The sequence below is a fragment of the Mesorhizobium sp. M0152 genome (assembly GCF_040322415.1).
Taxonomy (GTDB): domain Bacteria; phylum Pseudomonadota; class Alphaproteobacteria; order Rhizobiales; family Rhizobiaceae; genus Mesorhizobium.
Genome location: NZ_JAMYTH010000002.1, coordinates 95824 through 115036, shown reverse-complemented (window position 1 = coordinate 115036; position 19213 = coordinate 95824). Strand labels below are relative to the sequence as shown.

Genomic DNA, 19213 nt, shown 5'->3' with positions numbered 1-19213 from the left:
CAGCAACACCCATCAGGCGAACACCTCGGCGGCGGCCAGCATCGGCGCCTTGAGATCCTTCTCCGAAAGCTGAAATCCGCTTGGGATGGGCGGCCACTCGATGCCGATGGCGGGATCGTCGAAACGGATCGACCGGTCATGTTCGGGCGAATAGGTATCGGTCACCTTGTACAGCACCTCCGTGTCGGGCACGAGTGTGACAAAACCGTGCGCGAAACCCTTTGGCACCAGAATCTGGTTGCCCTTTTCGGCCGACACTTCGAGAGCGACCCATTTGCCAAAAGTCGGGGAGCCGCGGCGAATATCGACCGCAACGTCGAGGACGCTGCCACGGATGACGCGCAGCAGCTTGTCCTGCGCACGCGGCGCAAGCTGATAATGGAGCCCGCGCAACACGCCTGCCGCCGCGGAATAGGAATGGTTGTCCTGCACGAAATGCAAGTCTATGCCGGCCTGCGAAAAGCGCTCTGCATTGTAGGTTTCCATGAAGAAACCGCGCGCGTCGCCATGTCGCTTCGGAACGATCTCCAGCACGCCTTCGAGACCAAGGGACCTGACCTCCAGCATCTATCCCTCCGAAAGATCGACGACACGCCGGCGCAGATAGGCGGCGTACTCGTTCTTGCCCAGCCGGGCGGCGCGCTGCAATACTTTTTCAGCCGTCAGCCAGCCCTGTTCGAGGGCGATCTCCTCGGGGCATGCGACCTTGATGCCCTGTCGGTGTTCGATCGTGCGCACGAAGGAAGAGGCTTCGTGCAGACTGTCATGCGTGCCGGTGTCGAGCCAGGCATAGCCGCGCCCCAACCGGTGCACATGCAGCTGGCCGCGCTCGAGATAAACGTTGTTGATGGCCGTGATCTCGATCTCGCCGCGCGCCGAAGGCCGTATCGTGGGCGCAATGTCGACGACCTCATTGTCATAGAAGTACAGGCCGGTAACGGCCCAGTTGGATTTCGGCGTTTGCGGCTTTTCCTCGATCGTAAGCGCCGTTCCCGTGGCCTTGTCGAAGGACACCACGCCGTAGCGTTCGGGATCCTCGACATGGTAGGCGAACACCGAAGCACCGCTTTGGCGCGCTGCGGCGGTGCGGCAAAGCTGCGACAGCCCGTCACCGAAATAGATGTTGTCGCCCAGTATCATCGACACGCTGTCCTTGCCTATGAAATCCCGGCCGATAATAAAGGCTTCCGCGAGCCCGTTGGGCTGCGGTTGCTCGGCATAGGACAGCTCCAGCCCGAACTCCGATCCGTCGCCGAGCAGACTGCGGAAAGCCGGCAGGTCACGCGGTGTCGAAATGATCAGAATCTCGCGGATACCCGCGAGCATCAGCACGCTCAGCGGATAATAAATCATCGGCTTGTCGTATATTGGGAGGATTTGCTTAGAGACCGCTAATGTTAGTGGATAAAGACGCGTTCCACTGCCTCCAGCAAGGATAATCCCTTTCAAGAAGCTCTCCTTGAAATGCCAAAGCCCCCCGGCCTTGAGCGCCTGTGCTTAGGTTCCCTGTAATGGCTTGTCAATCGCGGCGTTGGGCAAACGATCGGACTGCGTTCGGTGCAGGGCCGGTGACGGGTGCCTGCCATTGCGACCGAGCCGGCGGCTCCTACGTCGGCAAGGCCGACGGCTTGGCGGGAACAAGGAAATCACCATCGTCTGGATGGCCAGTCCGGTCGTCCCTTCGGTTCAGCCGATCAGCGGCACCCTTGTGAAAGACAATCCCATTCAAATAGGCAAACGTCATTGCAAGCGCTGCGGTTCGCAAGGGATAGTCGACAAGAGAGTGGACAAGCAGAAACAATATCGAGAGGAAAGAAGCCTTCCGGAGAGGATCCAGGCGAATCTTCGCAGAGCAGGCCACAAGCAATGCTGCATACGCGAATATCAACAGAAATGTTGGCACTCCACCCTCGAGAACAATCTCCAGATAATCGTTATGAGCGTGGTTCACATATGATTTGAAGATCATACTGCCTTTCTCGTATATCTGATAAACCTTCGGGAAAGCCCCGAAGCCAACGCCAGTCACCCAATTCCGTTCGATCCCCTCGATCGTGGTGCGGGCAAATTCCGCCCTGCCGAAGGCCGGATCGACCACTTTCGCGTCGATCTTTGTCCACGCGCCTATCGTAAAGATCGAAAGGCCGATGAAAACCGCGGGGATGCCATATCCGCCCACTCTCGAGCGAGCGGACAGGAAAACAACGGATATCGCGGTGATCGCCAGCCCGATCAGAATGCCGGCCCGCGAGCCCGCGGCCAGAAGCAGCAACAGCAGCAGCATCAAGCCGAGCGCCCCAGACAGAAGCTGCCCGCGGGACAGGCCGTAATAGACTATGAAGGGGATGGAGACGAAGAGCAGGGCCGAGAAATGATTCTGATTGGCAAACAGGCCCGCATTGATCGTGAACGGCAACAATCCATCCATGGCGACGGTATCCGACAGCGAATACTGGATCGCCGCGGCCAGGCCGTTGCAGACGACACCCATGAAAAAGAAGGGAAGGAGACCATAGACCTGCTCGGGGCGCAGGCGCATGACGCCGAGGAAGAAAGCGGCCGTCGCGGCGAAATACAAAAGACACTCGATCGTGCGCCCCACTCCGACGCTGACGAAGCGCAACCGGCTTTCCTCGCCCAACCATGGATTTGCAAGCAGTATCTCGGGCCGCCATCCGTCCAGCAGGGTCGCTGGCAAAGGAATGATCTGAAAACAAAACACGACGACCACAGAAGCAAGCAGCCACAGCACGGCGCGAGGGATCGTCTGTTCCGACGGCCGAGAGAGAACGGCCGCGGCCGAGACAATCGCCGCGATCTCGATCAGCGTTTCTGTGTAGAGGCCGCTTGCGGTGCCGCCCCCGATCAGCAGCGACAGAAAGAGAACCGAGCCAAGCAGGTACCTGTCCCACCCTCCCGGCCGTCGTGACCGCTCCCTCACGATGCCACTCTTTCGATGCTCAGTCGGTGCATGACCAACGTCCCGACGTAGCGAAATCGCCAACTCTGGGCAATTGCGGCTGTTTCCAGCCTCAGCACCTGCATCGGACAGCCGGTCGGCCCGACCGTGAAATCAAGGCTCAGACTGCGCCGGTTGAACGTGCCTTCCGGTATGTCGAAGCGCGCTATCTCGTTTGACGGATCGATGCATCTGAGGGACCAGAACAGCTCCTTGGGCAGCTTCAGGTTCGTCGCGGACGCAGTCAGCGAGATCCGGTAAGAGCCGGGCGGCAATTGAACATATTGCTGAAGCGCGGCGTTCCTGACGGGGGTATTCAGAAACCGAAACGTCGCTCCCCGATCGCCTTCATCCGTGCCTTGTGATCCGGCGAAAGTGATTTCAAGGCCCGAGCGATCGTGAAGCGTCCAGTCGAATGGCTTGCTGCTATAGACCGGTTCGAAGCCGCCATTGAAAATATAGCCACCGAGCTTGCGCTCCTGGTCGGACAGGCTGAAAAGAAACAGCCGATAGGCCGGCCCGTACTCTTTCTGCCTGATATAGCCGTCGATCACGGCAGACAATTCGCTCGAAGTCGGCGGCGCGTTGGATCCCGCGAGATCAAGCAGCAGCCGGTTTGCGGCCGGCAGGCCCTGGGGATTCTGGCCAAGGGTGGAAAAAAGCTTGCCTCGCCATGGTGCCTCGGACCGGACGGCCGCCAGCACGGCCCGATATCCATCCGGATTGGAGAGAATGGCCGGCCAGCCCGGGGCGATGGCCGAGAACCGGGCCGGCCACCGGCGCAGCAAGATGTCGATCTCGCCCACCGCCTTTGCCAGATCGCCCGTTTCGACCGAGCGATCGATCGATCGCTGCAACGCGTGCAGCTCGGTCTTGGACAGCATTCGAGCCCTGTCGAAGAGTTCGAAGGCAGCGTCTGTTTCGCCCTGCCGATACCTGATCTCGCCGATCAGGCTGTAGAGCCGTGCGTCCGCGACATCGAAACGAAGTGCGTTGCTGGCCTTGACGGCCAACGCATCAAGATCGGGAGCATTGTTGGTTTCGTTCAGTTCGCCCGCGATGTCGCCGATCAAGGCATCTACGTTCAATGGATCCAGAGCGAGAGAGACGGTTGGCGTCGCGGCCTCAAGGAGCCGACTTAGCCCGATCGACGAAGCCATCAACACCAGAACGGAGGCGACGAACCAGACGCTTGAACACAGGAGATTTTGGATGAGCGGGCTGGCCTGCTCCTTCATCGACTTTGCCCTCGATTTCTGGGGTATTCGTGCTGTAGTCGTAATAGTGGTAGTTCACGTACCCATAGGCGTAGTTGTGGTCGAACTTGTTCGCCGCGAATTTCGATATCGCCGCCCCGATCACGTTCGCGCCGGCCGCACGCAGCCGTTTCAGCGCCATCTTGGCCGATTTGCGCGTCACCTGGTTGGTGGAGATGACCATCAGCGTACCTTCCGCAAGTCGGCTGAGAATGGGCGCATCCGAGAGGCCGACTACCGGCGGCGCATCGATGATGACCAGATCGAAGCGTTTGCCAAGATTGGTGACGATCAGTGCCATTTTAGGCGAAGAGAGCAGATCCGCCGGATTCGGCGGGATCGTTCCAGATGTGAGAACAGTCACGTTTGGGTATTTCGTCGTCCTGAAGATGCCCGCCACATCTTCCTTGCGGACGGTGTTTGTCAGGAGATTGCTCAGCCCGATCGTGTTGTCGAGACCGAGCAGCCGATGCAGGTTCGGTTTGCGCAGATCGCCATCGACAAGCAGAACCCTTGCGCCGAGGGCGGCAAAATCCTGACCAAGCTTGAACGAGGTGGTCGACTTGCCTTCGGACGGCTCGGAACTGGTCACCAGGAGCGACCGCGGCGCGCCTTCGGCACCGGAGAATTGCAGCGACGTCCGCAGCGATCGATAGGCTTCCGAAAGCCCGGATTTCTGATCGGCGATGCTGGCCAGGAGTTCGCGGTCGCCAACGAGCGGCAATATGCCGAGCACGGCCAGTCCGAGTTCTTTTTCGATCTGCTCGGGGTTGGTGAAGGTGTTGTTCAGTAATTCGACGATGTAGATGATCGACCCGCTCAGCGCCATGAAAAGCGCCAGCGCGATCGCGAGATTGATGCTGAGGCGAGGAGAATAGGGACTCAGGGGCCGCGTCGCGAAATCGACGATCGCAGCGCTTTGCGTTTTCAGCTCCGAGCTCACCCCAACTTCATTCAGCTTGGCGATCAGGCTGTCATATTGCGATCGGTTGGAATCCACCTCGCGCTTGAGGATGGTGTATTTGATGTTCTTGTCGTTGAAGACGCCCTGTTGCTTTTCCAGTTCCGCGAGCTTGGCGCCGAGATCGGCTTCCTTGTCCTGCGCTTCCTGGTACTTCAGCCGCAGGGAATCGGTTATCGCCAGCACGCCATTGTCGTAGAGGCGCTGCAACTCCTTGATCTGCGACCGCAGCTGCTGCATTTCCGGAAAGCCGGGCTTCAGGATACCCAGCTTCTGCTGATATTGGCTTGTCAGATCCGCGAGCTTGTCGCGGAGCTTCAGCAGACCATCGCTTTCCAGAACCGGCCCCAGGCTCGAGCCGCGCCCCTTGTCTATCTGGTCCACCACCCGGCCGGCATCGAGACGATCCTGGACGGCGGTTGCCAGCGCCGTGTTGATGGCCTCGATATTTGATCCGATCAGCGATTTGTCGTCGCCGGTGACGGTGATGCCGGCATACTTTGCATAGGTTACCAGTTCCTCCTCGGAAGTCTGCAGCTTCTGCTTGACCTGTAAGACCTGTTCCTGGATGAACTGCCTTGCCAAGTCCGATGTCTCGCTGGTCTGGTCGATGCGTTGATCGATGAAACTCTGCGCGACCTGATTGGCGACATCGCTCGCATATTTCGGCTTCTGGTCGATAAAGGTGATCGACAGCAGACTTGTGTTCGTCACCAGATTGACCGTGAGATCATCCAGGACGCGCCTGATCGCCATTGCCTCGCGCTCTTCGGGGGTCTTTTCCTGGATCGAGGGCGATTTGGAAATTCTGAATGCACGATAGAAGATGTTGCTGAGCGAGAAGCTCGAGGTCGGGAACAGGAAATCGGGCTTGTCGGCAAGCCCGAGCTGAAACACCACGCGCTGCGCCAGCGCCCGGCTCTTCAGCTTCTCGCGTGCGGTCAGGAAGGTGCGGATGTCGCTGTTTTCGGAAACCACTTCGATGTCCTGGAAAACCTTTGCCGAAGGAACCAGAACTTCCAGTTGCGTCGTTGCCTGATACTTCGGCGTCTGCATCATCGTCACGACGACACCGGCGACGAGGCCAGCCATGGTCATCATGACGATCAGCCAGCGGTATTGGACCAGGTAGAAAAGCAGTTTGAGCGGGTTGAAGCCCTCGTCCTGAGCGGCATGGTCGCGACCGTAAGGGCCATAGTTCTGCGCTCCATCGTAATAGAAGTCCGCGAACGGGGCCCGGCCAGGTCCGGGATCGGCGATTTGATGCTGCCTGTTGCGATCGAGCATGACGCTGGTGACCCTAGGGAATGACCGCGATGCGGGCCGCGCTTGAGGCGAGGCCAAGGGCATCCTTCAGATTGTTCATCGCGATTTTCGACTTCGAAGCAAAAACGACGATCACATCGCCGCCATAAATGCGCGGATTGCGATTCCTGCCGGCGCGGATTTCCTCGACATTGTAGTTTGCGACCAGCTCGCTTTGACCGACATTGCGATAGACGAAGACCTTGCCGGCATCACTCACCGGGTTGAAGCCTCCGGCAAGCGCGACCGCATCCAGCAATGACGCGCTGCTGGAAACCGGATAAATGCCGGCCCTGTTCACCTCACCATCGACGGTAATGCGCTGGCCGGCCGATTCCTTGACGAAGATCGTCACATCCGGCGATTGCAGGTATTTTTCGCCGTAGGCGGTCTCGATTTCCTTTTCGAGCTGACGAACGGTTTTGCCGGCCGCGGTCATCGTACCGATGAGCGGAAGGGAAATCTGCCCACTGGCGTCGACCTGAACGGTCCTGTTCAGATTGTCGACCTGGAATACGCTGACTTCGAGCACGTCGTTGGCCGACAGCGGCTGCTCGCTACCATTTTGCGTGTTCCGCGGCGCCGGCAGATCCTTCACCATCCGCAACGCGCCACCGCCGGCAAGCGCCGACGAAGACGACCTCGGCCGCGGCGCATCGACGGAGCTGGTGGAAGGCGTGGACGAACTGCTCGCGCAAGCAGAAAGCGCAAGCAATGCGAGCAGCACGGGCGTGCCTGCACTGTGTCTTGCAAGATCGAAAATGCCCATCGCCGAGCCCCCGCTCCTGAATAGCCGTCCCGATACGCCGAAACGGCTGGCACTGCCGGCGCCCGGCTTCTTCACATTCACCTTCGAATGCGCCACTTTTCGATTGGCCGCATCTCGCAGGCGTATACAAAACGGCGGACGTCAGCCCCTCGACTACCGGCTGACGGCATCATCATCATGTTGCAGGCCAAGAAGAACTGCCGCCCCGCCGCCAACGGCGCCGGCGCCCAGCAGAACCGGCAAGACGCTAGATTCAGAACCGGCCGGCACCATGGCGGCCTGGGGCGCATCGACTGACACGCACATGCCATCCTCGACGGGATCGATCTTCACGGTCATATTCGCTGGAATATCGAGCGCGCAATTGGCACCCACGGTGAGCGAAGCGGAAGCTTGCGCCCCTGTCATGATGCGCGCGCCCAGATAGACCGGCGCTTCGGCGCCTACTCCGGCGTAGCCGCCGGCCTGCGACACCTGCACATCACCACGAACTTGCGTCAGCTGACCGACCGGACCAGCGGATATCGGCATGGCGGCGAGGCAGGAACAGGTCTGCGCAGTCTGGGCAAAAGCACCGGACGCAGAAAACAGGGCGCCTCCCGCGGTGAGCGTCGCGAAAGCAAAAACAGACTCGACCCCGTAACGAACCCTCATTTCCGCCCCTCGAAAATCAGCGATCCGCCCCCGAAAAATCGCTCACGCACTTCAAACCTAAAAAAAGGCGATATGGTCAACGTACTCAACAAGAACATCTTCCAGTCGTATTCAACGTATGGCGGCCACCGCGGCAATTGGCCGTCGCTCAGCCGCAGACAGCGTTCTCCTATCCTGCGTCGAAGTCAGCACGCCGACGGTCGGCAGCGCACCAGCGAAAATCCCCCAGCGGACGGCTGACAGCTGCCTACTCCGAACCCACCAGCCTGATAACGAGATACATCCGTTTGTCCTGTTTCCTCCCGCCACCTTTCAAGATGCAAAAAAGATGGTGATATCAGCGCCTAGCAGTTTTTGGCCACAATTCCAACCCAATTCGCGCAACGCAGCAATTTTGACCAGTGACGTGCCCTTAGGAATGTAAGATACCAGCGAATAGGCATGAACAGTTCTGATTGCGGGGGAGGATTTCTTATCCTCCAAGAAGAAATTGAAATTTCTCTTTCACCACGACTGCGCCCGAATGGAACCTGATCAGGATCTGAAAAACTGATGACGTGATCCGTGATGCGATTTCATCAAACCTGGCCAAAGACTGGGCGATCACCGCGTCAGCGGCAGACAGATCAAGCAACGCTAGTCTGGAATGCTGCAATGCGCCTTCGCCGCGATACGGCAGCGTCATTCCACCTTTGCGGAATCATTGCGCGTTCATCTGACACTTTGCCGAAGAGCGATAGGGCCGTTTGTCCTGTTCCCGCGGCGGCGAGTTGGTATGCGAGTCTGTCGCCGCGGTCGGTGCTTTTGCAGCGCCCTATGGTTGCCAGAAACGCTTGGCGATCTCTGCCTCGGCCTGCTGTTTCGTCAGACCGATGTCGTCGATGAGATGCGGATTGTTCTTCAACATTTGCCCGAGTTGCCAGCGAAAGCGCATCCGCTCGCGCAAGGTCCTTCGCTCCCGCCAGATGGCGACAATGCTTCGCTGGACAGTCAGGTGCCGATCCGACGCCGGCTCTATGAGCATTCCCGGCCGCGCTGCCTGATCCGGGGCTGACGCAAGAGTATTGGTCATCGCAACCTCCATTTGGCCTGAGGGCCTTTGCCCTCGACCTGAAAGAGGATGGATTCTGCCGGATACGAACAGCGCCGTAATTAAGGTCTCCCAAATAGTTCTCAAAAGTTCCAAACGGGCTATAGATGCGCGCTATGCAGGGAGAGCGCTTTGCCTTCGGTCCGTTTGTACTTGATCCGGGTGCGGGAACGCTGCTTCGGAACGACCTCCCCGTTGCCGTTGGCTACCGTGGTTTGAAGCTGCTTGCGGCGCTGGTTGGACGGGCCGGCGAGATCCTTGGGAAGGCCGAGTTGATGGACGCGGCATGGCCGGGCATGGCCGTCGAGGAAGGCAACCTCACCGTCCAGATCGCCCAATTGCGGAAGCTGCTTGGTCCGGCCGACGACAGCGGTGAATGGATCGCCACGGTCCCGCGCGTCGGCTACCGCTTCACGGGGATCGTCGAACTCCTCGATGGCACGAAGCGAAAACCTTTGCCGCTGCCCGACAAGCCGTCGATAGCCGTGCTGCCTTTCGTCAATCTCAGCAATGATCCGGAGCAGGAATCCTTCGCGGACGGATTGACCGAAGACCTGATCACCGACTTGTCCAGGAGCTCCGGCCTGTTCGTAATCGCGCGCAACTCGGCCTTTGCCTATAGGGGTAAGGCGATGGACGTGCGCGACATCGCACGGGAGCTTGGCGTACGCTACCTCCTGGAGGGCAGCGCAAGACGTGCCGCGGGGCGCGTGCGCATCAATGCCCAACTGGTCGACGCGGTGAGCGGCGATCACCTGTGGGCGGAACGGTTCGATCGCAGCCTGGAAGATGTCTTTGCCGTCCAGGACGAGGTCACAGCCAAGATCGTGGAGGCATTGCTCGGCCGGCTGCGCGCGCCGCCGCCGCGCAATCGGCCCAAGAATCTCGAGGCCTACGATCTGTGCGTGCGGGCGCGCAAGCTGATCGACGATTCGCCGCAGACGGCGCGGGAGGCGCATCTGATGCTCACGCGGGCTGTTTCGCTGGATCCGGAATACGCCGAGGCCTATCGCTGGCTTGCTATGAACCACTGGATGGGATGGGTGCATTGGGGCGAGCCGGTGGAACCTAACCGCCGCATTGCCCTGGAGCTGGCGCACAAGGCGGTGGCTATCGATCCCAACGACGCCGGCTGCCGCTGGGTGCTCGGTAACCTGCTTGCCTATGAGCGCAACTTCGCCGAGTCGGATGCCGAATTCGCCAGGGCCTTCGAGCTCGACCCCAACGAGGCCGATGCCTGGGCGACGTTGTCTGACATCTCCGTGCTCGCCGGATGGGTCGAGGAGGGGCTCGAACAGATCCGCAAGGCGTTTCGGCTCAACCCGTTTCCGGCAAGCTGGTACTATCTGACGCTCGGCGCGGCGCAATATGCGGCGCGCGACTACGAGGCCGCCGTCGAGACGTTGCGCCGCGACGAGACTTATCGAACGAGCTCACGCCGCTTCCTGGCGGCCAGCCTCGCGCAGCTCGGCCGGCTCGACGAGGCGCGCACGGAAGTGGAACTGTTTCTCGTCGGCAATCCGCATTTCACCACCAGCCACTGGGTCTGGACGGAGCCTTTCCGCGATACGGCGATGCTCGACCATTTCGTCGATGGCTTCCGCAAGGCCGGTCTTCCGGAGTGAGGCGCCGCCGGTCTCCTCGTCACGACGCCTTCCTGCCGTCCGCGCCACTTACTCCTCGAAGCGACCCGTGGCGTCACGATCGCGCTCGTATCGTCTCGTGACCGGAAACGGCGGCAACCAGGACTCGCGACGGACGGTCCAGCTTTCGTAAGTTGGTATCAGCTGGTCAGGGGCATCCAGGGATCCCAGATGCACTTCGATTTCGTCTGCGCTGCCTGCGAAAACGGACGAGCCGCAGTGGGGGCAGAAAAAGCGGCCGGCGTAGTCGCGTGTTTCGCCCTCGATCGTCACCGCATCCCGAGGAAACACCGCGGCAGCGTAAAAAAGGGCGCCATGATGCTTGCGGCAGTCAAGACAGTGACAAATGCCGACCCGGTATGGGAGCCCTGACGCCACAATCCGGACGTCGCCGCACAGGCAACCGCCGGTGAATCGGTCCATGCTGCGTCTCCTCTGAAATCAAGCGGTCGCAATGGCTACGACGAACAACGCTGTCATTGCAATCGCCCGCATTGCGGCGTCGGTGTGCTTACGAGCCAGATCACTCCCTCATTTCGCTGTGAGCGCAACGAGTTCCTCCATCTGCCGCAAGTACTTCTCGATGACGATCCGCTCGGAAAACTGCCGCTCGACCTTCTTCCTGCTCTCCATCCCCATCCGGTCCTTGGCGGCATCATCCATCATCGCGAACTCGATCATCCTGTTCGCCAGGTCACCGGCATCCCTCACCTTGCAAAGGAAGCCGTTGACGGCGTGATCCACCACCTCCTTGCAGCCGGGCACATCGGTCGCGATCAGCGGCTTGCCCATCGCGGCCGCTTCGAGCAGAGCGCGCGGCGTGCCCTCCCTGTAAGACGGCAGAACGATACAATCGGCCGCGGTCAAAAAGGGACGCACATCGTCAGTGGCGCCCAAATGCTCGATCAATCCCTCCTCGACCCATTGCTCGACCCGCGCACGACCGACCGCTGTGCGGTTCTCGACATCAAGAAACCCGAGGAGCTGGAAACGTGCCGCAGGCACCTTGCTGCGGACCAGGCGGGCAGCTTCGATGAACTCTCCGACGCCCTTGTCCCAGAGGAGCCGGGCCACAAGCAGAAAGACGATGGCACCGGACCGCGGGCGCTGACCAGGCGGCGGCGAGAAACGCGCGAGATCGACACCGGAGCCGGGCAGCAGCGCGGTCTGGTTCTTGCGAACCAGGCGCTCGTTGACGAACAGCATCCTGTCGTCGTCATTTTGAAAGAAGACCGTTTTCGAACGTGCCAGCGCCACCCGGTACAAGGTCTTGGCAATTTCCTGAAGAAGGCCGCCACGGGCGAAAGCCGTGCCAAGACCGGAGATGTTGTTGATGGCCGGGACGCCGGCGAAATTTGCAGCAATCGAACCGAAGACATTTGGCTTGATCGTAAAGCTTACAAACGCGAGCGGGTTCTCGCGGCGCAGCATGCGCCAGTAGCGCCACAGAAGCATCATGTCGCGAAACGGCGACGTGCCGGAATTGTCCATTTCGACCTGAATGTAGCGGCAGCCCATGTCCGATATCAGGGAAGAATAGGCATCCCTGGGTGCGGCAATGACAACGTCATAACCCTGCCCCTGCAATGCCTCGATCAGGCCCTTCCGGAAATTGACCACGTTCCAGGATGTGTTGACCGAGATGAACACCTTTTTCTCAAGCATCGCCCATGCCCCTTCGGATGCTCACATGCCGTCACAACCCACCGTTGCTGCTCGTTTATCGTGCATACCACCCCAATATTCCATCGTGGTCGGGTATAGTAGGGCCGAATGGAGGCCCCCACTGGCCTGCTATTCTTCGCCATTCCGCAAATCTGCCTCATAATCCTGACCACCGTAATAAACGCCAATAATATTCACCGTCTTCTCCGCCACCTCGAATGCGATCGTTACGCGGTGGCGATACCCGAGCATCCTCAGGCGCGGCCGAATATCATCGCGCCGGGTGCCCCGGTGCGGGAAGGTTCCCAGATTCTCGCAATAGTCCACAATAGCATCAACATATCGTGCCGCCACGGCGGGCGACCCCGCCTCCGCTATATGGCCCTCCAACTCATCAAGCTGGTTGAGAGCTTCCGGGGTGAAACGAACAGTATGGGTCACTCCGAGGTTGGCCGCTTGCGCTTGTCCGCAAGGTGCTGACGCACCTGTGTCACACTGCGCGCCCGGCCTGGATCGGTTTTCAGTTTGTCGTAGGCGCCGGCTACCTCGGTGCGTAGCCAGGTATCAAGGGCCTTGTCGCGCGCCTGCAAGGCTCGCAAGCCATCGCGGATCACCTCGCTCTCACTGGCATACTCGCCCGAAGAAACCTTGGTCTTGACCATCTGCGCCATTTCGTTCGGCAACGTGATGCTAAATTGTTGCGTGCTGCGCATTGAAATCTCCTGCCACGGGGACGTTCTCAATAGGATTAAACACTATCATATCTAGGCTAGATCGGGAACACTGCACGCTTTTCACGCATTTTTCCGGGCCTCCTGGATGCCTGCACCACTGCTCGCATGCCTCACACCAACCGCCATCGTCGCATCCGCTTCGTCGCGAAAGCCTTGAACAGGCGCAGGATCTCATCGTCATTGGCGACAGATGAGATGCGCGAAAAGCAGACATCCCTTGCAAGCGACAGATCTTCGGGGCGAGCGAGAAGCGACGCTATTGCCCGCGCGATGTCAGCCGGATCTTCGGCATCGAAATCATAGGCGCGACCCTCAGGAATGTAGCCTCTGGTGCCGCTGTCGCGCGAGATCAGTACAGCACACCCCGCCCAGGCCGCCTCGATGGGGGATATCGCCGCGGGCTCCCTCCGCGAGGGCAATATCAGGAGATCGTGGCTGGAGAAAACCGAGAGCATCTCGTCATGAGCTACATTGTTCCGAAACTGGAGCCTGTCCGCCAGTCCAAGAGTCTGGGCCTCCTGTACCAAAGCCTGACAGAAAGCGGCGTCGGACTGCGTTGCCTCCTCGCCACAGAATGTTACCGAGAACTGTGATTCCGATATCGCCGCCAAAGCTCTTAGAAGAGCGCTGTGCCCCTTTCGCTCCCGGTATTTTGCGACCATCAGGATGCGAGGCGGCCACTGCAATCGTCTCTTCCGCAGCTCTTCGACTTGCGCCGGCCCGAAAGGGCTTCCGAATGGCAGCGACACGGCAGCGCCAGTGCCGACGCGAGCATGGTTCGATGAGAGCCGCGACGTAAAATGTGGAATCCCCAAGCACTGGAACACCGTTCGGCGAACCCATGTGCTGCTCCATGCCGGAGGCGTGGCATCCTCCTGATCGTAGATGACCAATCTGCGCCCTTGCAGGACCGTGCATAATGCCGCGACCCTGCAAAACCAGCGCGTCACACCTCGAACGATCACCACATCCGGATCCTCGGCGCGCAGATGTCTCCAGTACGAAATCAAACTGGGAAAGGAAAAGGGCGAATTCGGAATGCCGCTCGAACGTCGGCGCATAATCCTCCGCGACAGAGCGGACGGGGCCATGACATTGGGAGAAAGCAGGGTGTGGTTCTCGGTGGGGCCGGTTTCGACGACATCGACCGCGACGTGATGCCCCGCCGACGTCAGTATGCGAACCCACGGCACGGCGTTGGTATGGTATCTCGGCAGGCAAAACAGGTACCTCAAACCGTCGGCCCTTCCGCCATGCGGACCCGCCTTTTCAGCAGCGATCGCGAAGCCATTGCCATTGCCGCGTAGATCGCAGCCGATACGATCAAACCTGCCCAGGCTATGCCCGAAATCCCGATCCAGCCGGATAGAGCCAGGGAAAGGGGGAGGTAGACGATGGTCGCAAGCGTCAGGATTTTGAGAAGCGGCTTCGTCCCGGCCAGAACCTGGATCAACGGATTGAAGTGCATGCCGGCCAGGCCGAAGCATTCCGCCGCGAACAGAATAGCAAACAGTTGCGGCGCTTCGGCATAGGCCGCGCCGACAGCCAGAAGGACGACGACTTTTTGCAGCAATATCGCGACAACCGTCATTCCACCGGCAGCACACGCCGAAAGCACGGTGACATGGTTGTTCAATCTGAATAGCCGATCGGGGGGCTCGGCGTTGGACAGTCTGGCAATTTCGGGAAAGATCACCTGGTTCAATGGACCAGTCAGCCGAGAGACCATCGTCGCGAGGCGCGATGCCACGGAATAGGACCCGGCGGCGACTTCTCCCAAAAGAGATGCCACCAGGAACAATCCGACATGTCGCCTGGCGCCCACAAGCGTGGAGACCAAACTGGTCCCGGTCGCCATGGCAAGAAAAATCCGGAAGAAACGCCGTCTGGATCGTGAACCAAGCGGATTGAACAGGCCGATGTTTTCCCGCCTGGCACGGAAGAGCAGCCGGACGAACAGCGTCAGATTGTAGAATGCGCCGGCGGCAGCCAACACGGTCACATAGGCGAGCAATGACGCATCGACAGCCCAAAGCACGAGCGAGACGATCACCATCGCAGCCCCTTGCGCGACTTGATTGCCGGCAATGACGTCGTATCGGCCGTCCAGCCGAAGCATGCCTTTTGGGGTGCCCGAAAGACTGGCCAGCAAGGTAAGGCTGTAGATTGCCGCCAGGAGACGATTGTCCCGCGACACGCCAATAGCCTCTCCAAACAGCAGAATTCCGCCGATCGCCACGACGGTGGCGAAAAGCGCGGCCGAAATGTCGAGAGCGATCCCGCAAGATGCGGCTGGCCCGAGACGTCGGCGCGACTTCGCGCATAGCCTGATCACAGGCTGCCAACTCTCAAACGTGCAAAGGCCGGAGATGAACGTGGCGTAAGCCTGTGTTACGGCAAGGGTACCAAAATCTCCCGGCCCCAGCGACCGTGCGTTGAGCGCCAGCGCGAGGATGGAACATAGAGCTGCCACCGCGCTCGAGGATGTCGTCAGCGTCGCATCCCGCACGACCCGCCGTGCGCGCGCCCACCCGGAAGGCTGGGCGGCCACCGCCACGTTCTCAACCATTGTCTCGGCGCAGGACCGGCGCTCCCTGGGGACGCATCATCACCTCGGCAGGGGCTTGCGGAAAACATTTTCGGTGAACGTAAACCACGCCGAATATGAAAAACGACACAAGAACGGCTCGCTTGGCGGAGATGAACGCGCCGAGCAGCTCCTTGCGCTGAATGTAGAACGTGAAGTGGATGATGCTCACGATCAGCCCCGCCTTCAGGGCCGCACTGCGGACATTGCGGACTATCGCTTCAATGGCGACGCAGACGAGCGAAAGAATGATGACGAGCAGCGGAAACCCGGCATACCCGAAATTGGCGTAGAACTCCGCCCAGATGTTTGCGGCGACACCACCGCTGTAGCCGGGAAAGAGAAATGGCTGGACCTGCTCGTTGTAAGTGCATCCGTCCTTGCCAAAGACCATGTCCGAGAACGGAATGAAGGAAAGAGGCACCAACCAAAGGTTCGAGCAAGGCAAGGTGTAATCATACCTTACGATCAGATCCAGGTGTGCCAACGTTAAGAATTGCTCCAACCCTACCAGCGCAGAATCCGACAATTGGTCGAACTGTATTCTCTGGCCTACCAGCTCAAAATTTCCGGACTTTATCGCCGCGTATACCGACTTGTATACCGCCAGAAAACAGAACGATAAAATTCCTCCGAGTAGATATCTCTTCTTGACCAGAAATAATGATTTGTTTCTGTATTTCACATAGGCGAACGACAAGATAGCTACGGCGATGGAAGAACGATGCCCGACGTAGAGCGTCAAGGCCAATCCAAGGCAGCTCAACGCTATGACCAGCTTGGATTTACGCCAACCGGACAGCACGCCGAATACGACACCGATTATGCAGGTATTGTAGAATATGTACTGAAATCTTCCGGTCGACGATAAGACGTCTGCTTTTGACGCGGAAAACAGTGCGGGGGTCGCTATCGAAATGCCGCCAAAGACCAGCAGCATCGCTATTATTGTTACCGCCTCTCCCCGGCTATCGTGCGCGACCTCGAAACTCTGGGTTCGAGGCAGAAAGAGAGCCATCGCCGCGGCGATGCAGGAAAGAGACAGGAGAATGGCGTATCCAGTCCCCGCATGGTAGATGAAATCGTATTTTCGCCCGCCGACGTCGACGTATTGGAACCCTCCAACAACGTATGGGACGAAATAGACCAAGCTGGATATGAACAGGAGCATTTGCGGGGTCAGCGCAAATGGTGAAACCAGATAATCCCTGCCGATCCGCCCCACTTTTCGATCCAATGCTTTAAATCGAAGCGATGACAGCTTCGCTGATATGATCATGCATGTCGCGCCTGGTCTTCAATGGACAATCTCTCCCACAGCGCGCCATATGATTTTGCCATCCGCTCAAGTGAAAACCGAGACGCGATACGATCCCGAGATGCCTGCCGCCTGATTGTCCAGGAAGCCGAATCCCGCATCTCCAAAGCCATGATCTCCATGGAGCGCGAGAGCGCCTCGGGATCCCGCTCGGGAACGACGAATCCCACGTTCCCGACAAGCAACCCCACATCTCCAACATCCGTCGCAACACAGGGCGTACCGCACGCCATTGCCTCCGCGATCACATTGGGAAATGCTTCGCTGCTGGAGGCGAGGACGTGAATGTCGAACGCGTTCATCAGATCGGCAATGTCGTCGCGCGGCCCGAGAAGCATCACCTTGTCGCGAACGCCATGGTGATCCAGCAATCCGACAAGCTCGGCATTTTCGGCCGTGATCCCCGGACCGACAAGAATGCACTGGAAGGGAAGCCTGGTGCGCGCGGACAGCGCGGATAAGGCGGCGACAAGGTTCTTGTGATCCTTGTCCGGGTGCCAGCGCGCAACATTTCCAATGATGAACCGGTCGGCCTCTATCGACCAGCCCTGGCGCAATCGTGCACGGGCTTTCCCATCCGGTTCGAAAACAGCCAGATCATAGCCATTCGGTATTATTGTCCACTTCGAGCTTGAGTACCCCGCGCGGACATGGCGCTGTGATGCCTGCTCCGAACAGCTCACGATCCGGGCGGGAACCGCTCCGGATATCGATGCGCATATCCTGTCCACCGCCCTGGTGGCGAAGGGGGCTGCACGTGGGTCCAGTCCGGAACTATGCATCCCCCAAAGGATCGGCTTGATGCCGAAAAGACGCGCCAGGACGCCTCCGACCAGATTGGCGTGGTACATCCAGCACTGAACCACATCCGGCCGATAGGTCGCGAATATGCGCCGAAGCGTTGCGAGGCCCTTGAGGCTCAACCTCCCCTTCGGCATCGACAGACAAACCAGGGATATCCCGGCCTCACGAAGCAGCGGCCCATATTTTCCCTCGCCAGAAAGCGAAACGACGAAATGCGAATGGCTGCGCTCGGCCGTGCAGAGACGAAACAGGGCCGCCTCGGCGCCGCCATTCTGAAGTCCCGTGATGATGTGCAGGACCTTAATGCGGTCGCTCCTTCGCCACGGCGTTCGTCGGGTCCACACCCATCGCGAGCAAATAGGCGTCGGCAATCTTTTCGACGCTGAAATCCTGCGCCCGGCGTCTCACATCCGGGCGGTCGGTTTCATCAAGAGTCGCCAATATCGCGGCCGCGAAGCCTTGGGCGTCGCCCACAGGAACAAGCCGTCCCCACTTGCCGTCCTCCAGAATTTCGGACGGCCCGCTTTCGCAATTCGTGCTCACCACCGGTGTTCCGCAAGCCATCGCCTCGATGATGGTGTTCGGGAATCCTTCCCGGCGGGACGACTGAAGGAACAACGCGGCGTGCCGCATCCATGGATATGGGTTCTTCGAAAAGCCGACCAGGGCGACCGAAGAGTTCAGCCCGAGTTCGTCGATCATCGTTTGCAGCGATGCACGCAATGGCCCTTCTCCGACAATCGCCAGTTTGACGGGCCTCGTCCTTGCGACCCGCGAAAAGCTGCGGATGAGCGTGGCGTGGTCTTTTGCGAAATCGAGACGACCGACGGCCACCAACAAGGCCCTGCCGTCCTCATCCGCGAAGGCATGACGGACGGGCTCGTCCGCCTGTGCCTCGATGTATTTGATATCCAAAGGATTGTGGATCGTTTCGATGCAATTCCGATCGACCCCGACGCTTCGAATGAGGTCTTCCGCAACACCACGCGATACGGCGATGATCTTGTCGGCATGACCGTAAGTCAGCCGCATGAAAAATGGCAAAAACCTTTCACGAACCAGTTTCGTATCGGCGATCGTCCTGGACAGGTTGCTCCTTTCAGAGATGACTATCCGTACCTTGTGCGATGAGAAAACAGACGAAACTATTCCCAGGATATTCGCGTGCGGCAAAGCCGTCAGCATCACCCGTGGCTGCTCTTTCCTCAGGTATCGGATCAGGCCGACTATGGAAAAGAGCAAGCGCGAGGCCTGGAGGTCGCTGACCCTTACGCCGTCGGGAACCAAGGCGAGATAGTCACCCGTCGCGCGCCCGAGCACCAGATCGGTCAGCAGTCCGCGCCTGTCAAATTCGCGGGCCAGAGTAAGCATGGCCCGCTCGGTGCCTCCGGCACGAAGGGAAGGGATAAAAACGGCTATATGCACTGAGTGGCTGCTGGGCATTGTTTCGCCTCGGCGCAGCAGCGAC

At 59.3% G+C, this 19213-nt stretch carries 19 protein-coding genes; 1 reads left to right on the top strand and 18 read right to left on the bottom strand.

Translation table 11 applies throughout. The features are described 5' to 3' along the window. Positions 1-12: 12 nt before the first annotated feature. The 9 genes from rfbC to NKJ26_RS02685 all read right to left on the bottom strand — a co-directional run bounded on the left by rfbC (position 13) and on the right by NKJ26_RS02685 (position 8928). The gene (rfbC, locus tag NKJ26_RS02725; protein WP_352693460.1) at positions 13-567 is read right to left on the bottom strand and encodes a dTDP-4-dehydrorhamnose 3,5-epimerase; all 555 of its coding nucleotides are present in this window, start codon (positions 565-567) and stop codon (positions 13-15) included. Further along, a complete protein-coding gene (gene rfbA / locus NKJ26_RS02720; RefSeq protein ID WP_352693458.1) occupies positions 568-1449 on the bottom strand; it encodes a glucose-1-phosphate thymidylyltransferase RfbA in 882 nt (293 codons plus the stop codon). It abuts the gene before it with no gap. A gap of 157 nt (positions 1450-1606) precedes the next feature. After that, the gene (locus NKJ26_RS02715; RefSeq protein WP_352693456.1) at positions 1607-2941 is read right to left on the bottom strand and encodes an O-antigen ligase family protein; all 1335 of its coding nucleotides are present in this window, start codon (positions 2939-2941) and stop codon (positions 1607-1609) included. Next, complete coding sequence (locus NKJ26_RS02710) at positions 2938-4197, bottom strand: tetratricopeptide repeat protein (RefSeq protein ID WP_352599412.1); 1260 nt, start codon at positions 4195-4197, stop codon at positions 2938-2940. The genes NKJ26_RS02715 and NKJ26_RS02710 overlap by 4 nt, the downstream gene beginning before the upstream one ends. Then, positions 4085-6463, bottom strand: a complete 2379-nt coding sequence (locus NKJ26_RS02705) for a GumC family protein (protein ID WP_352693454.1) — start codon at positions 6461-6463, stop codon at positions 4085-4087. The genes NKJ26_RS02710 and NKJ26_RS02705 overlap by 113 nt, the downstream gene beginning before the upstream one ends. A 13-nt stretch (positions 6464-6476) precedes the next feature. Then, on the bottom strand, positions 6477-7082 hold the full coding sequence (locus tag NKJ26_RS02700; protein WP_352693452.1) for a polysaccharide biosynthesis/export family protein: 606 nt from the start codon (positions 7080-7082) through the stop codon (positions 6477-6479). Between the two features lie 321 nt (positions 7083-7403). Then, positions 7404-7904 (bottom strand): hypothetical protein, encoded by a 501-nt coding sequence (locus tag NKJ26_RS02695; RefSeq protein WP_352693450.1) that lies wholly within the window; start codon positions 7902-7904, stop codon positions 7404-7406. A gap of 472 nt (positions 7905-8376) precedes the next feature. After that, on the bottom strand, positions 8377-8589 hold the full coding sequence (locus NKJ26_RS02690; protein ID WP_352693448.1) for a hypothetical protein: 213 nt from the start codon (positions 8587-8589) through the stop codon (positions 8377-8379). Between the two features lie 129 nt (positions 8590-8718). Next, a complete protein-coding gene (locus tag NKJ26_RS02685; RefSeq protein WP_352693840.1) occupies positions 8719-8928 on the bottom strand; it encodes a DUF1127 domain-containing protein in 210 nt (69 codons plus the stop codon). A gap of 173 nt (positions 8929-9101) precedes the next feature. Here NKJ26_RS02685 and NKJ26_RS02680 point away from each other — a divergent pair, with 173 nt between their 5' ends. Next, positions 9102-10619, top strand: a complete 1518-nt coding sequence (locus tag NKJ26_RS02680; RefSeq protein ID WP_352693446.1) for a winged helix-turn-helix domain-containing tetratricopeptide repeat protein — start codon at positions 9102-9104, stop codon at positions 10617-10619. Positions 10620-10667: 48 nt separating this feature from the next. Here NKJ26_RS02680 and NKJ26_RS02675 read toward each other — a convergent pair whose 3' ends face one another. From NKJ26_RS02675 to NKJ26_RS02635, 9 genes are all read right to left on the bottom strand, one after another. Then, positions 10668-11060, bottom strand: coding sequence for a GFA family protein (locus NKJ26_RS02675; RefSeq protein ID WP_352693444.1), 393 nt, complete (start codon positions 11058-11060; stop codon positions 10668-10670). Positions 11061-11168: 108 nt separating this feature from the next. Beyond that, positions 11169-12302: a glycosyltransferase family 4 protein gene (locus NKJ26_RS02670; protein ID WP_352693442.1), complete on the bottom strand. Its 1134-nt coding sequence runs from the start codon at positions 12300-12302 to the stop codon at positions 11169-11171. A gap of 129 nt (positions 12303-12431) precedes the next feature. Further along, on the bottom strand, positions 12432-12743 hold the full coding sequence (locus tag NKJ26_RS02665; protein ID WP_352599397.1) for a type II toxin-antitoxin system RelE/ParE family toxin: 312 nt from the start codon (positions 12741-12743) through the stop codon (positions 12432-12434). Next, positions 12740-13015: a type II toxin-antitoxin system ParD family antitoxin gene (locus tag NKJ26_RS02660; protein ID WP_352599395.1), complete on the bottom strand. Its 276-nt coding sequence runs from the start codon at positions 13013-13015 to the stop codon at positions 12740-12742. The genes NKJ26_RS02665 and NKJ26_RS02660 overlap by 4 nt, the downstream gene beginning before the upstream one ends. A 131-nt stretch (positions 13016-13146) precedes the next feature. After that, positions 13147-14271, bottom strand: coding sequence for a glycosyltransferase family 4 protein (locus NKJ26_RS02655; RefSeq protein WP_352693439.1), 1125 nt, complete (start codon positions 14269-14271; stop codon positions 13147-13149). After that, positions 14268-15605 carry a lipopolysaccharide biosynthesis protein gene (locus NKJ26_RS02650; RefSeq protein ID WP_352693437.1) on the bottom strand — a complete coding sequence of 446 codons (1338 nt, stop codon included), beginning with the start codon at positions 15603-15605 and terminating at the stop codon, positions 14268-14270. Before NKJ26_RS02650 ends, NKJ26_RS02655 begins: the two co-directional genes overlap by 4 nt. After that, positions 15598-16902: an O-antigen polymerase gene (locus tag NKJ26_RS02645; protein ID WP_352693435.1), complete on the bottom strand. Its 1305-nt coding sequence runs from the start codon at positions 16900-16902 to the stop codon at positions 15598-15600. The genes NKJ26_RS02650 and NKJ26_RS02645 overlap by 8 nt, the downstream gene beginning before the upstream one ends. Beyond that, complete coding sequence (locus NKJ26_RS02640) at positions 16899-18116, bottom strand: glycosyltransferase family 4 protein (protein WP_352693434.1); 1218 nt, start codon at positions 18114-18116, stop codon at positions 16899-16901. Before NKJ26_RS02640 ends, NKJ26_RS02645 begins: the two co-directional genes overlap by 4 nt. Further along, positions 18046-19188, bottom strand: coding sequence for a glycosyltransferase (locus NKJ26_RS02635; RefSeq protein ID WP_352693838.1), 1143 nt, complete (start codon positions 19186-19188; stop codon positions 18046-18048). The genes NKJ26_RS02640 and NKJ26_RS02635 overlap by 71 nt, the downstream gene beginning before the upstream one ends. Between the last annotated feature and the right edge of the window lie 25 nt (positions 19189-19213).